Source organism: Nocardia sp. NPDC004568, assembly GCF_040609955.1.
Lineage (GTDB): Bacteria > Actinomycetota > Actinomycetes > Mycobacteriales > Mycobacteriaceae > Nocardia.
In genome coordinates, this window is sequence record NZ_JBEXLL010000009.1 from 22790 (window position 1) to 37177 (window position 14388).

12 protein-coding genes are annotated in these 14388 nt (G+C 68.1%); 2 read left to right on the forward strand and 10 right to left on the reverse strand.

Features of this window, described 5'->3' with window-relative positions; genetic code table 11:
- Nucleotides 1–105: 105 nt before the first annotated feature.
- The 9 genes from zomB to ABZV91_RS06985 form a co-directional block, all read right to left on the reverse strand.
- A complete protein-coding gene (zomB, locus tag ABZV91_RS06945) occupies nt 106–2055 on the reverse strand; it encodes a flagellar motor control protein ZomB (RefSeq protein ID WP_355236626.1) in 1950 nt (649 codons plus the stop codon).
- A complete protein-coding gene (locus tag ABZV91_RS06950) occupies nt 2033–2959 on the reverse strand; it encodes a decaprenyl-phosphate phosphoribosyltransferase (RefSeq protein ID WP_355236884.1) in 927 nt (308 codons plus the stop codon). Before ABZV91_RS06950 ends, zomB begins: the two co-directional genes overlap by 23 nt.
- The gene (locus ABZV91_RS06955) at nt 2952–3542 is read right to left on the reverse strand and encodes a phosphatase PAP2 family protein (RefSeq protein WP_355236887.1); all 591 of its coding nucleotides are present in this window, start codon (nt 3540–3542) and stop codon (nt 2952–2954) included. The genes ABZV91_RS06950 and ABZV91_RS06955 overlap by 8 nt, the downstream gene beginning before the upstream one ends.
- 5 nt (nt 3543–3547) lie before the next feature.
- Nucleotides 3548–5482, reverse strand: a complete 1935-nt coding sequence (locus tag ABZV91_RS06960; protein WP_355236629.1) for a glycosyltransferase — start codon at nt 5480–5482, stop codon at nt 3548–3550.
- Nucleotides 5479–6708 (reverse strand): UDP-galactopyranose mutase, encoded by a 1230-nt coding sequence (glf, locus tag ABZV91_RS06965; RefSeq protein ID WP_355236631.1) that lies wholly within the window; start codon nt 6706–6708, stop codon nt 5479–5481. The genes ABZV91_RS06960 and glf overlap by 4 nt, the downstream gene beginning before the upstream one ends.
- 167 nt (nt 6709–6875) lie before the next feature.
- On the reverse strand, nt 6876–7556 hold the full coding sequence (locus ABZV91_RS06970) for a hypothetical protein (protein WP_355236634.1): 681 nt from the start codon (nt 7554–7556) through the stop codon (nt 6876–6878).
- On the reverse strand, nt 7553–7999 hold the full coding sequence (locus tag ABZV91_RS06975; protein ID WP_355236890.1) for a TipAS antibiotic-recognition domain-containing protein: 447 nt from the start codon (nt 7997–7999) through the stop codon (nt 7553–7555). The genes ABZV91_RS06970 and ABZV91_RS06975 overlap by 4 nt, the downstream gene beginning before the upstream one ends.
- The gene (locus tag ABZV91_RS06980) at nt 7926–8093 is read right to left on the reverse strand and encodes a MerR family transcriptional regulator (protein WP_355236892.1); all 168 of its coding nucleotides are present in this window, start codon (nt 8091–8093) and stop codon (nt 7926–7928) included. The genes ABZV91_RS06975 and ABZV91_RS06980 overlap by 74 nt, the downstream gene beginning before the upstream one ends.
- A gap of 52 nt (nt 8094–8145) precedes the next feature.
- A complete protein-coding gene (locus ABZV91_RS06985; protein ID WP_355236637.1) occupies nt 8146–9564 on the reverse strand; it encodes a SpoIID/LytB domain-containing protein in 1419 nt (472 codons plus the stop codon).
- 409 nt (nt 9565–9973) lie between these two features.
- Here ABZV91_RS06985 and ABZV91_RS06990 point away from each other — a divergent pair, with 409 nt between their 5' ends.
- On the forward strand, nt 9974–12160 hold the full coding sequence (locus tag ABZV91_RS06990) for an N-acetylmuramoyl-L-alanine amidase (protein ID WP_355236640.1): 2187 nt from the start codon (nt 9974–9976) through the stop codon (nt 12158–12160).
- 82 nt (nt 12161–12242) lie between these two features.
- Here the strand turns inward: ABZV91_RS06990 and ABZV91_RS06995 are convergent, their stop codons facing one another.
- A complete protein-coding gene (locus tag ABZV91_RS06995) occupies nt 12243–13091 on the reverse strand; it encodes an HAD family hydrolase (protein WP_355236643.1) in 849 nt (282 codons plus the stop codon).
- Between the two features lie 205 nt (nt 13092–13296).
- Between ABZV91_RS06995 and ABZV91_RS07000 the strand changes: the two genes are divergently transcribed.
- Complete coding sequence (locus ABZV91_RS07000) at nt 13297–14274, forward strand: ABC transporter permease (protein ID WP_355236646.1); 978 nt, start codon at nt 13297–13299, stop codon at nt 14272–14274.
- Nucleotides 14275–14388 lie beyond the last annotated feature (114 nt).

The window sequence follows — 14388 nt, forward strand, 5'->3', positions numbered from 1 at the left end:
GAGCCGGGGCCGGACGCGAGCACTTTAACCCGGCCGCAGTTCACACGCCTACCAGGAATGCGAAGACGCGGCGAACAGCCGAACTACCGTCGGAGAAACAGCAGTTCAGCGCACCGGTGGTATCGGATCGACGAGACCACAGCGTTGAATTTCATATTTCGGCACCCGGTCTATGCGATACGACGCGAAATCGAAAGCGTGCAGCAGATTGTGCTTGAACCGCTCGACTGTCAGCGGGCCCTTGTAGGAGAGCTCCAGCGCGTAGGTGTCGGGGCACGACGTCGCCACCCGAGCCTGTTTCACCCAGTCCTCATCCATGTACCACGGCAGCCAGGGCTTGATGTCGACCATGCCGGTCTCTACGATCACCCAGTCCGCATACAGGCTCTTGTCGTGCCCGATCCGCCCGTCGGTGAGCCGATCGGTGTGCGCGGCCAGGGGGAAGGCCAGGCCCATCGGATCGATGACCCGGACGTCCAACGGGACATTCATGCTGGTCATGCCCAGGTTGAGGAAGTAGACCGTATGCCCGTACCCGCCCGGCGGGATGGGCAGCGGTGGCGGGGCGATGTACCACATCATGAACGACGGGGAATTGAGCAGCAGACCACCGTCGGGAGTGTTCTCGATCGCCTCCACCATCGGGCGCATGCGCGCGTAGTCCAGGTAGTCCTCGGCGCGGATGGGGTGATCGTGACCGGTGTTGAGAACGTAGTAGATCCGCTCGTCCACGATCCCGGACTTGTTGATGTGGGTACCGGTCTTGATGGCGGTGGTACCCGACGCCAGCAGCGCCCACGCCACCGTGCCCACCAGCGCGACGACCAGCACCGCGAACGTGGGGGCCTCGCGGCGGGTCATCGACCGCAGACCGCCCTCGGGCAACCGGACCGGAAGGACCGCGACCGGCAGCAGGAACAGGAACAGCTGGGGCAGCAGCATCCGCCCGTGCATGAAATCGCCGCCGACGCGCAGCGCGTAGACCGTCAGCAGCACCGCCGCGCCGAGCACCAGCGCCACCACCGCCGAGGGTGAGCGCAGCCGCTCCCGGAACTGCCGGAACCGACCGGCCGCCGGGTCCACGACGGTACCGGTATCCGGGCGCACATAATGTGCTCGCGCGGCCACCAGCCCCGCGAGCAGCAGGACGACCAGCGGTACATAGAGGTAGTAGGGTCCGGCCAGATCCCACAGGTAGGTGAAACCCTGGCCCCATTTCGCCCCGCCCGCGTCCTTGGCGACCGCGGTGTTGGGGTAGGGCAGGCCGTAATAGCCCATCCGCCAGACCTGGTAGAGCAGCGGAACCGCGCCGGCGACCGCCACCACCAGGCCCCGCAGCAGCCACGGCCGCAGCCGCGACCGCGGCATGGGCGCGAAGAAGATGAGCAGCAGGGCCAGGCCGCCCACCACGGTCATCTCGGGCCGGATCAACGGTGCCAGACCGGCCAGGAAGGCCAGGCCCAAGAGCCCGGGCACGGTCGGCCGGTCGGCTCTGCTCCACCGCACCAGCAGCAGCCACAGCAGGGCGATCCAGCAGATGACCAGGCAGTTCTCCAGGCCGGAGGTCACATAGTCGCGGGCGGGCGGCACGGAGATGTAGGCCAGTGCTCCGGCGGGCAGTAGCAGCGTCGACGAGGCCGGGCCCCAGAGTTTGCCGGTGCCCAGCATCGCGAACAGCACCGCCAGCAGCGACAGCGTCAGCGCCACACCGAGCACCACGTATTCCAGCCGGCCCTGGGTGAGCCAGCTGAAGAACCAGACGACATAGGTCCATGCCGTACTGGTGTTGGTCTCCACCCGTTCACCCGCGTTGAAGACCGGGCCGTTGCCGGCCAGCAGGTTGCGCACGGTACGCAACACGATCAGTCCGTCGTCGGCGATCCAGCGACGTTCCCAGCCACCGAACGCGAAGAGGGCGACGGTCACCAGAATGCCGCCGGCGAACACCCCCCGCGAGACCGAACCCGGCGAGCGCCGCCGCCGGGTGGCGGCGCGCTCGTCGGGCTGTTCTGTTTCGGCTACCGCAATCTCGTCAGAAGAGATAGACAGCGACACCTACCGCTCCGATCCAGGCGATGGCGAGCAACTGCAGGACGCGATCGCCGAACGCGATCTCCTCGGGTTCACCGGCCTCGCCACCGTCGACATCCACGGCGTAGCGCAGGATCGCGACGGTGAACGGGATCATCGAGAGGGCGAACCATTCGGTGTCCTTGGCCGCGCCCTGTTCGAAGGCCCACAGACCGTAGAAGACCACCACCGCGGTCGCGGCCAGGCTCCAGATGAACCGTAGGTAGGTCGGGGTGTAGTACTCCAGCGATTTACGGATCTTCGCACCGGTGGACAGCGCCAGTTGTAGCTCGGCGTAGCGCTTACCGGCCGCCATGAACAGCGAGCCGAACGCCATGATGAGCAGGAACCACTGGGACAGCGGGATCCCCGCCGCCACACCGCCGGCGATCGCCCGCAACAGGAAGCCCGAGGACACGATGCAGATGTCCAGGACCGCCTGGTGTTTGAGACCGAAGCAGTAGGCCAGCTGCACCCCGATGTACACCGCCATCGTGACGGCCAGCTGCCAGGACGCCAGGAACGACAGCGCCAGCGAACCGAGCAGCAGCACCGCCGACAGCGCGAAGGCGAGATTCACCGGGACCACACCGGCGGCGATCGGACGGAACCGCTTGGTGGGGTGGGCCCGGTCGGCCTCGACATCCATCGCGTCGTTGGTCAGGTAGACACCGGACGCGGCCATGCAGAAGACGACGAAGGCGATGGCCACATTGGCGAGCACATCGAGATCGGTCACCGAACCCGCCGCCATCGGCGCGGCCAGCACGAGGACGTTCTTCACCCACTGGCGCGGACGAGCTGCCTTGACCAGGCCACCGACCAGCGTTTTGGGAGGCCCTTTGACTTCGGCTTCGGCCAGATCAGCGCCGGTGGGCTCTTCACTCATGGCGGGCAGTGCCTTTTCTTCTCGGGCCTTTTCGTCTTGTGCGGTCACTGTCGAGTCTCTTTTCGGCGGCGAGCAGGGCGGCGGCGGACGCGGCACCGAGCGCGGAACCGGCGAGCACATCGGAGGGGTAATGCACCCCGAGCACGACTCTGGACAGCAACATCGGCGGTACGAGCACCGCAGGCAAGGGTAGCCCGGTCAATTTTCCGAGTAGCACCGCCGCCGCGGTTGTCGAGGTCGCGTGCGAGGAGGGGAAGCTCAGCTTGCTCGGTGTCGATACGTTGACCTGGACCGATGGCGCGTGCGGGCGGGGCCGGCGGACGATCCGCTTGATCACGATGGAGGCCGCGTGCGCACCCACGGCGCCGACCGCCACCCCGGCCCACTGGCGGCGCCGTGGTTTGTCGGCCAGCGCGCCGACCGCGGCGATACCGACCCAGCCGAGCGCGTGCTCCCCGAAATGCGACATACCGCGCGCCGCCGAGATCACCGGCGGGGTCGCGATGGCGCCCTGGACCGCCTCGAGGATCCTGACTTCCGCCGGTGACCGGCCGGTACCCGAATCCTGCAGGCTCGGGTTCATGGCGTTCACCGCTGGCTCTCCTCGCTGCTGTCGATCCCGAAAACCTTCTCCCACGCGGCCGTACCGGTGAGTTCCGCATGCGCGGCACGGTAGCGCTGCCGCATCTCCGGCAGTCGCGCGGCGAGTTCCTTACGCAATCGCAGCGCTTCCCGGAGCAGGCCGTAGGCCTGGCGCGGGTCACGCTTGCGGTACACCACACCGCGTCCGTCCGCGGTGGTGACGGTGACCCCGTCGACCTGCGAGAGCAGGAACCAGCGCGCATCCAGCGTGGGCACGTTCAGCTGAGGCCGGTCGTGGTGCTGCTCGTGCGCCGGACGCAGATTGTGCAGCAGCCCCTTGCCCAGCCGCACGAGCTTGGCGATCGGGTTGGCGGGCTCCCCCACCGCGCCGACCCCGTTACCGCTGGCCAGCGGTAGTTCGGTGGACGAGGGCAGGATCACCGCGTCCGGATACTGTTTGCGCAGTTCGTGGACCGCGCCGAGCGCGCTCGGCAGCAGTTCGAACAGACGCTGGGGGCCGGCCAGGAAATCCCGGATCGCGAGATTCTGGATGGCGACCGTCGAATACTCGAGGCAGAGCAGGTGTTTGAGGGTCGCCTTGACCGTGTTGACGATCATGGCCCGCCCGTTACCCGGCTGGTGCAGCGCGGCGACGACCAGGCGATTGCGCAGGTGGAAATACGCCTGCCAGTCGATCGCGTCGTCCTTGTCGCTCCACGCCATATGCCAGACCGCGGCGCCGGGCAGGGTGACCGTCGGATATCCGGCCTCCCGGGCGCGCAATCCGTATTCGGCGTCGTCCCATTTCAGGAACAGCGGCAGCGGCTGCCCGAGTTGTTCGGCCACCTGACGCGGGATCACGCAGGTCCACCAGCCGTTGAAATCCACATCGATACGCCGGTGCAGCAGTTTCGAATTGTCGCGGTCACGCAACGGGTATTTGGCGAAATCGTGGTCGTATTCGACATTCGGCGCCGCCGACCACATGAAGATGTTGCGGTCGACGACCTCGCCCATCACGTGCAGATGGGAGCGCTCCTGCAGGTTGAGCATCTGGCCACCCACCAGCACCGGCGATTTCGCGAAACGGGCGAACGCCAGCGCGCGCAGGATCGAATCCGGTTCGATCTCGATATCGTCGTCCATGTAGACGATGAATTCGGCGCTGGTGGTTTTCAGCGCCTCGTACATCACCCGGCTGTACCCGCCGGACCCGCCGAGATTGGGCTGGTCGTGAATGGCGAGCCGGTCGCCGAGAACGGCGGCGGCTTCGTCGAAACCGGGTTCGTCGACGACCTTACGGGTGCCCTGATCGGGAATGATCACCGCGTCGATCTGCGCCAGCACCAGCGGATCGGCCCCGAGCGCCTTCAGCGTGGTCACGGCATCGGTGGGGCGGTTGAAGGTCGGCATACCGACCGCGATCCGGCCCTCCCCCGGTGCCTCGACCGGCGCGTACCAACCTCCGGACACCAGAGTGACCGCGGTGTCGGTGGTGATATCGAACCAGAGCCAGCCGCCGTCCTCGAAGGGGCCGAAATCGGCCTCCATCTCCACCGGCACCGTCTCCGCGCCGGAGGCCACCGCGAACTCACAGCCCTGGACGTGGATACGGGAGCCGTCGGCCTTGGACCGGTACAGGTCGACGCGGCCGTGTCCGGCCAGCTCCAGCCGCAGCACCACCGAGTCGAGCATGCTCCAGCGCCGCCAGTAGCTGGCCGGCAACGCGTTGAAATAGGTGCAGAACGAGACCTCGGACTCCGCGCCGATCGACAGCGAGGTCCGGGTGGTGGCATGCGCCCGCCGCGCGTTGGTCGCCGACTCCTCCAGGTAGAGGGTGCGCACATCCAGCGGCTCGCCCGGGCGCGGCAGGATCACCCGTTGCAGCAGCGATTTCGCTCGGGTCGCGGACGCCCGGTGCGCCAGTGATGCAGAGGTCATACGTCGTTGTTCTCCTCGGCCAGCGGCGCACCCGTCTCCAGATGCGGACGCAGCACATTGTCGAACATGTTCAGCGCGCTCGCGATGGCCATGTGCATGTCCAGGTACTGATAGGTACCGAGGCGGCCACCGAACAGGACCTTCGCATCCGCGGTCTCCTTCTTGGCCAGGTCGCGATACGCGGTCAGTTTGGCCCGGTCCTCGGGAGTGTTGATCGGATAGTACGGTTCGTCGCCGGTCTTGGCGAAACGCGAGTACTCGCGCATGATGACCGTCTTGTCCGTCGGGTAGTCCCGCTCCGGATGGAAATGCCGCGGCTCGATGATCCGGGTGTAGGGCGGATCGGCGTCGTTGTAGTTCATGACCGATGTGCCCTGGAAGTCGCCGGTGGGCAGCACCTCGGTCTCGAAGTCGATGGTGCGCCAGCCCAGCTCGCCCTCGGCGTAGTCGAAGTAGCGGTCCAGCGGGCCGGTGTACACCACCGGGGCGTCCGGATTCTGCGCGCGCAGCTCGTCACGCACATCGAACCAGTCGGTGTCCACCCGGACCTCGATCAGGTCACTGGCGGCCATGTTCTCCAGCCACTTCGTGTACCCCTCCTTGGGCAGGCCCTCGTAGGTGTCGTTGAAGTAGCGGTTGTCGAACGTGTAGCGGACCGGGAGCCGGGTGATATTGCCGGCGGGCAGTTCCTTGGGGTCGGTCTGCCACTGTTTGGCGGTGTAGTCGCGGACGAACGCCTCGTACAGCGGACGGCCGATCAGCGAGATGGCCTTTTCCTCGAGGTTCTGCGCATCCTTGGTCTCGATCTCGGCGGCCTGTTCGGCGATCAGCGCGCGCGCCTCGTCCGGGGTGAAATACTTGCCGAAGAATTGCGACACCAGGCCGAGCCCCATGGGGAACTGGTACGCCTGCCCTTTGTGCAGGGCGAAAACGCGGTGCTGGTAGCCGGTGAACTCGGTGAACTGCGTGACATAGTCCCAGACCCGTTTGTTCGAGGTGTGGAACAGATGCGCGCCATATTTGTGGATCTCGATACCGGTTTCCGGTTCGGGTTCCGAATAGGCATTACCGCCGATATGCGGGCGGCGATCCAGTACGAGGACTCTCTTGCCCAGTAAGTTCGCGCTGCGCTCGGCGACGGTCAGCCCGAAGAAGCCGGAGCCGACCACGATCAAGTCGAACTGTGCGGTGTTATCTGAGTTACCCGGAGACGATGCGGCGGTCACGGGAGCCCAGCGTATCGGAAGCGTTTCCCGGCGCCAGTCGGAGTCGGAAGGTCAGCGGTATTACCAGGTGAGCGGCTTTCCATGCCGGGTGCCGGGAAATTACGCGCCGGGGCCGGGGCCGGGGCGGTCCGGCCCCGGCGCGGGGAAAGTGCTGTTCACCGGCGCTGTCAGCGGTAGCCGTAGGGGGCGACCCCGTAGGCGCCGGCCGGAACGGGGAGCCGGGCGGCCTCGATCCACCGCTTGGTGGGAGCGACGGCGGCCAGTACCAGGGTGAGGATCGCGAAGAGCGGAGCACCGAGAACGCTGATACCGCCCCCGACGGCGACCACACCGACCACGACGACGGTCAGCACGATCGAGAGCACGCATCCGAGGATGACCATCACTCGCCCGGTATTGCTGCGCCGCAGCAGCAGGATGCCGCCGATCAGGAGCAAAAGGGCAAGAACGCTGTAGGCGACGCCCAGCACCACACCGGTGCCCGCGAGGTCGAAATCGAAATCGATATCGGGACCGCTGGAACTCGAACTGCTGGTGCGGCGGCGGGCGCCGGTGGCCAGAACGGCGCCGTTGGTCAGTGAACTCTCCGAGGTGGCCGAGGCGAGCACGAACATCCCGACAGCGGACAACGCGCTGGCGACCCCGCCGAGCAGGGCGAGGATCCCGGCGGTGATACCGGTGCCACCGCTGGGCGGCGCCTGATATCCGTAACTGCCGGCGTACTGCGGCCCGGGCGCGTAACCCATCTGGTGGGCGGGCGGGGCCGGATAGGCGGGCGGCGGCGAATACGGCGCGGACGGAAACGGCGGGCCGGGCTGCTGCGGCGGCTGACCATACGGATAACTCACGGGACCTCCCCCTTTGTCACGGTTTCGGGGCACTGTACCGCGCAGCGCCGACGATCGCCGGTGGGCCGATTCCCGAAAAATGTGAAACATGGGCACCCGCGCGCGTATTCGTGCGCGGGTGCCCGGACGCCGCCGCTATTCGAGATTGTTCTCGGCGTAGACGCGCATCGCGCGTCCCGGATCAGTTCCACCGTGCCTGCCGCGTGCACGTCGTAGTTCGCGCCGAAACGTTCACCGGCGACATACATTTCGCCCAGCCCGGTAAATGCCTGCGCGTCGGGGCGACAGCCCTGCCGGCCGCCGGTGACCCATTCGTAGTGCCGCGCGGTGATCTCCTGGACCTCGGGGCTGTCCGGCGCGAGCCCGGCCTTACGCGCCCGCCCGAAGGCCGCGGCGATATCGAGCCGGGCCTGCTGGAACGCCTGTCTCTCGGCGGCGCTCAGCGAACGCCACCAGCGAGCGCTCGTCGTAGTAGCGGTATCCGTTCACGCCGATCCGGCTGGGCGGCAACAACCCCAGCTGCCCGTAGTGGCGCAGGGTGCGGCTGGTGGTTCCGGCCGCCGTCGCCGGACAAGCCGTCGGTCGGCGGCTAGAACACCTCGGTGGTCTCCATTCTGGTCGGGATGCGCTGGGCCCCGGGTACGGGCGCGGGCCGGTCGCCGTCGACCGTGCCCGACCCGGCCGGCCGGGTCTCGGGCTCCGGTGGGCTGTCCGGCGCGGCGCGTCCGGCCGGCATCCGGCCGGGGATCGTCGCCGCCTCGGAATCGGCCGCCCCGGAACTACCGGATCCGGGGTCGGCGGGCGCCGCGCCGTCGGTGATACCGGGTACCAACTGCATCAGGGTGTCGAAGTCGACGACCTGCGCGCCCAGCTCGGCGGTGTAGACGATGACGCCGTTCTCGTACAGCCGGTACTTGCCCGCGTCCTCGGGTAGGGGCAGTTCCGGAGTGACGGGCAGACCCAGCGCCCCCTGCATACCGCCCATTTCCTCGTAGGCGGTATCGATCGGCGACGGGGCCGCACCGGGCGTACCACCCGGGGACACCGGAAGCGAACCCTCCGGGGTACGTGGCACCGGCGCGCCCGATTTCATACCTTCGGGCGAAGTCTCGTTCCACGGTTCGGTGGCGCCCGGAGCGGCGCCTTCCGGCGATCCGGCGGGCGGGGTCACCGGGGGCGGCAGGGGCGCCGGTGTGGTGACCGCGAGTTCGGCGGGTGTCGGACCCACCTCGAAGGTCTGGATATCGGCGGGCGAGCCGCCGTCGGGCGCGGCGGAGTACTCGGCACGCAGGATCCGCCCGTCGCGCAGCAGTACCCGGCCGGCCGTGGCCGCCACCGCGGCGGTGGTGCGCGGATCTTCCTGGGCGGTGCCGCTGTAGACCTGGCAGTCGGTGGTATCGCAGGTCTGCGCGTAGGGCCAGCGGGTTTCGGCGAGCGCGTAGGACCGGGCGGCGACCGCTTGGGCTTCCAGGGCGGCGGGCGCCCAGTCCGGCGGCATCTCCGCCGGGACCACGCCGAGCAGATAGTCCTGGATTTCCACCCGGTTGACGGTGCGGGTCTCGCCGTTCTCGGCGGCCACGCCCAACGACCCACGGTAGGCACCGCCGTCGCACAGCGTCAGATGCTCCGCGGCCGGGCGGTTCGGGTTCGGGTCGAGCGGATAGACCCACGGGTCCTGGATCGGATTCTCCCACAGGACCGGTCCGTCGCAGCCCTGCGTGACGACCGCGTGCGCGCCGCCGTCGGGCAGCGGCGTGAGCCGGACGGCCGTACCACCCTGCAGTTCCTGTCCGGCGAGCCGCATTCCGGCGGCGGAGGTGACGGCCAGGTCTGCGCCGTCCTGTTCCTGCAGCCGGACCGATACCGACGCCGGGCCGATGGTGCCGAACTCGGCGCCCGGATAGTAGTGGGCGAGGATCTGATCGACGTTCTGCCCGTTGTCGGCGTTCTGCAGCGCACCGTGCTGACTCAGGCCGCGACCGTGCCCCGGACCGGCCTCGGCAAGCATCCGGTATACCTCGGCGCCGCCGGGCAGGAGCAGCGCCCCGCCGATGGCCAGAGCCGTCGCGCCGCAGGCGAGTAATGGGCCTGGACGAATTCGCCGACCTCTCATCGACTGTGGCATAACCGCGACTACCAGCGGGTTATTCAGACGCCCTGAGGCTTTCGGTCGAGTCGTGTTGTTTCGATATGACATACGAGCACTCCCATCGTCAGCCCGGACGCTTTCGACTCGGCACGACGTCGGCATGTCGTTTCGACCGGCCACGCTCCGGGAGCTACATTCGAGCGAACAGGAAAGCCTCAACCTCAGGTTTAGATTTGTGACGAATGTGGCTAGTGTGATCCGTGGGACTGAAGTTCGCAAGCATGACTTGCTCACCGATCACTGGTTGCAACCCTGATTGGAGAAGCTCGTGCCCTACCGCAAACCGAAGCGTTCCTGTGTACTGCCGGTTGTCGCGCTAGTAGCGGTAGCGGGCCCGATCCTGCTGCCCACGGTCACCGACCTGGGCGGATCGACCGACCAGATCGAACTCACCGCGGTGCCGCCCCAACTCTCCGAACTCGCCCTGCGCGATGCCCCCGACACCGTGCTGCCGCTGGGTGAGCTGACCGGCCTGAACCTGCCCGATCTGCGCCTGGCCGATCTGCAGGCACTGGGCGTGCCCGGCGTCACCCCGAACGGCACGACCACGCCCACCGATCCGGGCCGCCGGCTCCCGGGCCGACAGCCCGGTCTGGGTTTCGTGACCGAGGGCGGGACCCCGGCCGCGGACACCCCCGCGCTCACCCCCGGGGTCATTCCACCGGAATTCATGGACGCGGTCGGCGCGCAGGTCAAGGAACTGAACCGGGAACAGCCCTTCAGCATGGTCGCGCTGACCGCTCCGGACCTGGCGAACACCACCGTCATGATCCGAGCCGAACAGCCCGACGGCGGCTGGGGTCAGTGGTACGAGGCCAACCCGATCGACGGCGCCGACGGCGTGGCGGCCGGCGGGTCCACCGGCACCGACCCCATCTACGTCGGCAACACCACCTCGGTGCAGGTGCTCGTCACCCGCAAACCGCAGCAGTACGAGGGCGATCCGCTCGGGCGGACACCCGCCGCGGCGGGTGGGCAGCAGCAGCCTCCCGATCTCACCGCCGTCTTGATCGATCCCGGTCGCGGCGCGGTCGACGATCAACTCCAGGACATCGCCGCCGCCCTGCCCGGCGGCGGCCCCCGGGTCATCACCCGCGACCAGTGGGGCGCCGACGAATCGATCCGCTGCCAGGAGCCCACCTACGACGACGGGCTGGGTGGGATCACCGTGCACCACACGGCCGGCCGCAACGACTACAGCAAATCCGAATCGGCCGGGATCGTCCGCGCCATCTACGCGTACCACTCCCAAACCCTGGGCTGGTGCGATATGGGATACAACGCGCTGGTCGACAAGTACGGGCAGATCTTCGAGGGCCGGTACGGCGGCCTGGACAAACCGGTGCAGGGCGCGCACGCGGGCGGTTTCAACGAGAACACCTCGGGGGTCGCGATCATGGGCGACTACCAGGTCGAACAGCCCACCGACGCCTCGATCGAAGCCACCGGCAAGTTCATCGGCTGGCGCGCCCGGATCGCCGGCCTCGATCCCGAGGGCCAGACCACCATGTACTCGGAGGGCACCGAGTTCACCCCGTACGCGCAGGGTGAGGAGGTGCATCTGCCGGTGGTCTTCGCGCATCGCGACGTGGGCAACACCAGCTGCCCCGGCGATGCCGCCTACGCGCAGATGGACCGGATCCGCACGATAGCCGCCGGTGAAGCGGGGGCGACCCGGTCGTCCACACCGCGCAGCCAGGCCTCCCGCTCGGATCTGGCCGCACTGGCCGATCTCACCGCCAAGCTGCTGACCATGGTGAACGACAATGTGATCGCGAAGTACTGGGTGTCCAAAGGTGGTCCGGACGGGCCGCTCGGCCAGGCCGCTTCCGAACCGTTGCCCGCCGCCGAGGGCCAGCAGTACGCGAAATTCGTGAACGGATACGTCTACACCACGCCGGACGGCCAGGTGCACGAGGTCGTCGGCAAGGTGCTGGATCGGTTCCTGGAACTCGGCGCCGACGCCGGGGTGCTCGGCCTGCCGCTCAGTGACGCCTACCAGGTGCCCGAGGGGCTGCGCACGGACTTCCAGAACGGCTCGCTGATCCTGGACCGGGCGGCCGATATCGTCACCACCGTCTGGAAGACCTACAACGACACCTACCAGCAGCAGTTGCAGGGGCAGGGCGCACAGCCCGGCACGGCCCAACCGCATGCGGGACAGCCGGGCGCCGCCCCGCGGGCGGTGCCCGGCGCGGGCCCGGCCCCGCAGGTCGTCGGACCGGTGCCCCCGGTCGCGGGCCCGGGTCCCGAGATCGCGGGCCAGGTTCCCGGGGCCGCAGACCCCGGCACGGAAGTCGGGGGCCCGAACCCTCGGTTCACGGGCCGGGCCCCGGAAGTCGCGGAGCCGCCCGCAACCGCCGCCCCGGCAGAGGAGCAGCCACTGGTACCGCAGTACGCACCGGCACCCGCCGCCCAGGCCGGCCCGGCGCCGCCGCCCTCACCCGCCGCCTGACGCCACGCACCCACCGCGCCGAAACGTGCCTCGCACGGTTCGGCGCGGTCGTCTTTCCCATGGGCGATCCGCGGCCGCCCGGTTACTCCGCTGGAGGCCACCAGCGTTCCAGCACCTGCGCGACCCCGTCCTCGCTGTTGGTCCCGGTGATCTCGTCGGCGGCCGCGAGCGCCTCCGGATGCGCGTGCCCCATCGCGACCCCCAGCCCGACCATGCGCAGCATCGGTATGTCATTGGGCATATCGCCGAACGCGACCATATCCGCGCGATCGACCCCGAGCCGCTCACCGAGGATCCGCAGCCCCGACGCCTTGGTGACGCCGGGTGCGGAGATCTCGATCAGGCCGTGCTCGGTGGAGTAAGTGATATCCACGCGGTCGCCGGTATGGGCGGTCAGGGTCGCCGCCATATCGCCGCTGCGGGCGCCGGGTAGCCGGATCAGCATCTTGATCGCGGGGGTGTCGATCACCTCGTCACGGGCCACGGCGGTGTCGTCGGGATTCAGCCAGGCGTGCTCGTACTGCGGTGAGCTGACGAATTGCGGGGTGGCCGCATCGTGCGCGCTGGCGCCGATGCGTTCGGCCGCCAGCCCGCACCCGGGCAGCACTTTCTCCGCGAGATCGGCGACCCAGGCGAGGGTTTCCACATCCAGCACCGAAGCCCCGAGTATCTGGTCGGTCCCGGCGTCGTAGAGCACGGCGCCGTTTCCGCATACGCACAGCGGCGCGAAACCGAGCCCGGCCACCACCGGGGCGATCCAGCGCGGCGGCCGCCCGGTGGCCAGTACGAACGGCACTCCGTCGGCGACCAGTGCCCCCACCACGGCGCGGGTGCGCGCCGAGACCCGCTCGTAGGGATCGATCAGCGTGCCGTCCACATCGGAGGCCACCAGTTCCGGTCGGGTCTGCCGCGTTGCGCTCACCCGTTCCATTCTGCTGGGTCGGCCGCGGCGCCTCGGCGGGCGTACCCGTTCGCGGGGCGAACACGCAGCAGGCATGCCTTCTGTGCATGAGCGAGGGCCCTGCGTGGTCACGCTCCGCTGCCGCCTCCGGGCCTGACTCGCTCATGCTGCCTGTCGCGCATCCCGTGGGATCGCTCCCTATGATCAGGGGCTACACCTGATATCGAGGGGAACGATGGCCGGCTTTCTGCTACGACGGGCGCTCAATTACGTCGTGCTGCTGCTCTTGGCGTCCTTTCTCACCTTCAGCCTCGCTTCGCTGACCTTCCGGCCGCTGGACAGCCTGGAGCAGCGCAATCCGCGACCGCCGCAGTCGGCGATCGACGCCAAGGCCGAGGAACTCCATCTGAACGAGCCGATTCCGCAGCGCTACGTCACCTGGATGACCGGTGTGGTGCACGGCGATTTCGGCGAGACGCTGGGCGGGCAGCCGGTGAGCGAGGAACTGGGCAGGCGGGTCGGTGTCAGTCTCCGGCTGCTGGTACTCGGTTCGATCATCGGCACCGTGCTGGGCGTGTTGATCGGCGCGGCGGGCGCGATCCGCCAGTACAGATTCAGTGACTATTTCACGACCGTCGTCTCACTGCTCATTCTGTCGACGCCGGTGTTCCTGCTCGCGACGCTGCTGAAATTCGGCGCGCTCGAGATCAACTCGGCCACCGGCACGCAGATCTTCCTCTATACCGGCGAGACATCGGCGACCAGTGTCGAGGGGTTCGGCGCCCAGCTGGTCGACCGCCTACAGCATCTGGTGCTGCCCACGCTGACCCTGGCCCTGGGCGGGATGGCCGGATACAGCCGCTACCAGCGCAATGCCATGCTCGATGTCCTGCAGAGCGATTTCATCCGGACCGCCCGGGCCAAAGGCCTCACGCGTAACCGAGCCCTCTACAAACACGGTCTGCGGACCGCCCTCATCCCGATGGCCACGCTGTTCGCCTACAGCCTCGGCGGACTGATCACCGGCGCCACCTTCACCGAGAAGATCTTCGGCTGGCACGGCGTCGGGGAATGGCTGGTGGATTCCATCAACGCCCAGGATATCTACGTGGTCGCTACGGTGACCGCGTTCGCCGGCCTGGTGGTCCTGGTGTCGGGCCTGCTCTCCGATATCGTCTACGCGATCCTCGACCCCCGGGTGCGTGTGGGATGAGCGGTGTGGCAGCGAAACGTGACGACGTAGGGCTCCCGATCATGCCCGAGGACGCCGCATGATCGGGACGAGCCCGGAGGCGGCAGCGGAGCGTCACCACGTAGGGCTCCCGAT

What these genes read in the sequence shown, in the direction of transcription:
- ABZV91_RS06950 (WP_355236884.1), bottom strand. Translation starts at nt 2,959, where the DNA reads ATGAGTGAAGAGCCCACCGGCGCTGATCTGGCCGAAGCCGAAGTCAAA.
- ABZV91_RS06955 (WP_355236887.1), bottom strand. Translation starts at nt 3,542, where the DNA reads ATGAACCCGAGCCTGCAGGATTCGGGTACCGGCCGGTCACCGGCGGAA.
- ABZV91_RS06960 (WP_355236629.1), bottom strand. Translation starts at nt 5,482, where the DNA reads ATGACCTCTGCATCACTGGCGCACCGGGCGTCCGCGACCCGAGCGAAA.
- ABZV91_RS06985 (WP_355236637.1), bottom strand. Translation starts at nt 9,564, where the DNA reads ATGCTTGCCGAGGCCGGTCCGGGGCACGGTCGCGGCCTGAGTCAGCAC.
- ABZV91_RS06995 (WP_355236643.1), bottom strand. Translation starts at nt 13,091, where the DNA reads ATGGAACGGGTGAGCGCAACGCGGCAGACCCGACCGGAACTGGTGGCC.
- ABZV91_RS07000 (WP_355236646.1), top strand. Translation starts at nt 13,297, where the DNA reads ATGGCCGGCTTTCTGCTACGACGGGCGCTCAATTACGTCGTGCTGCTG.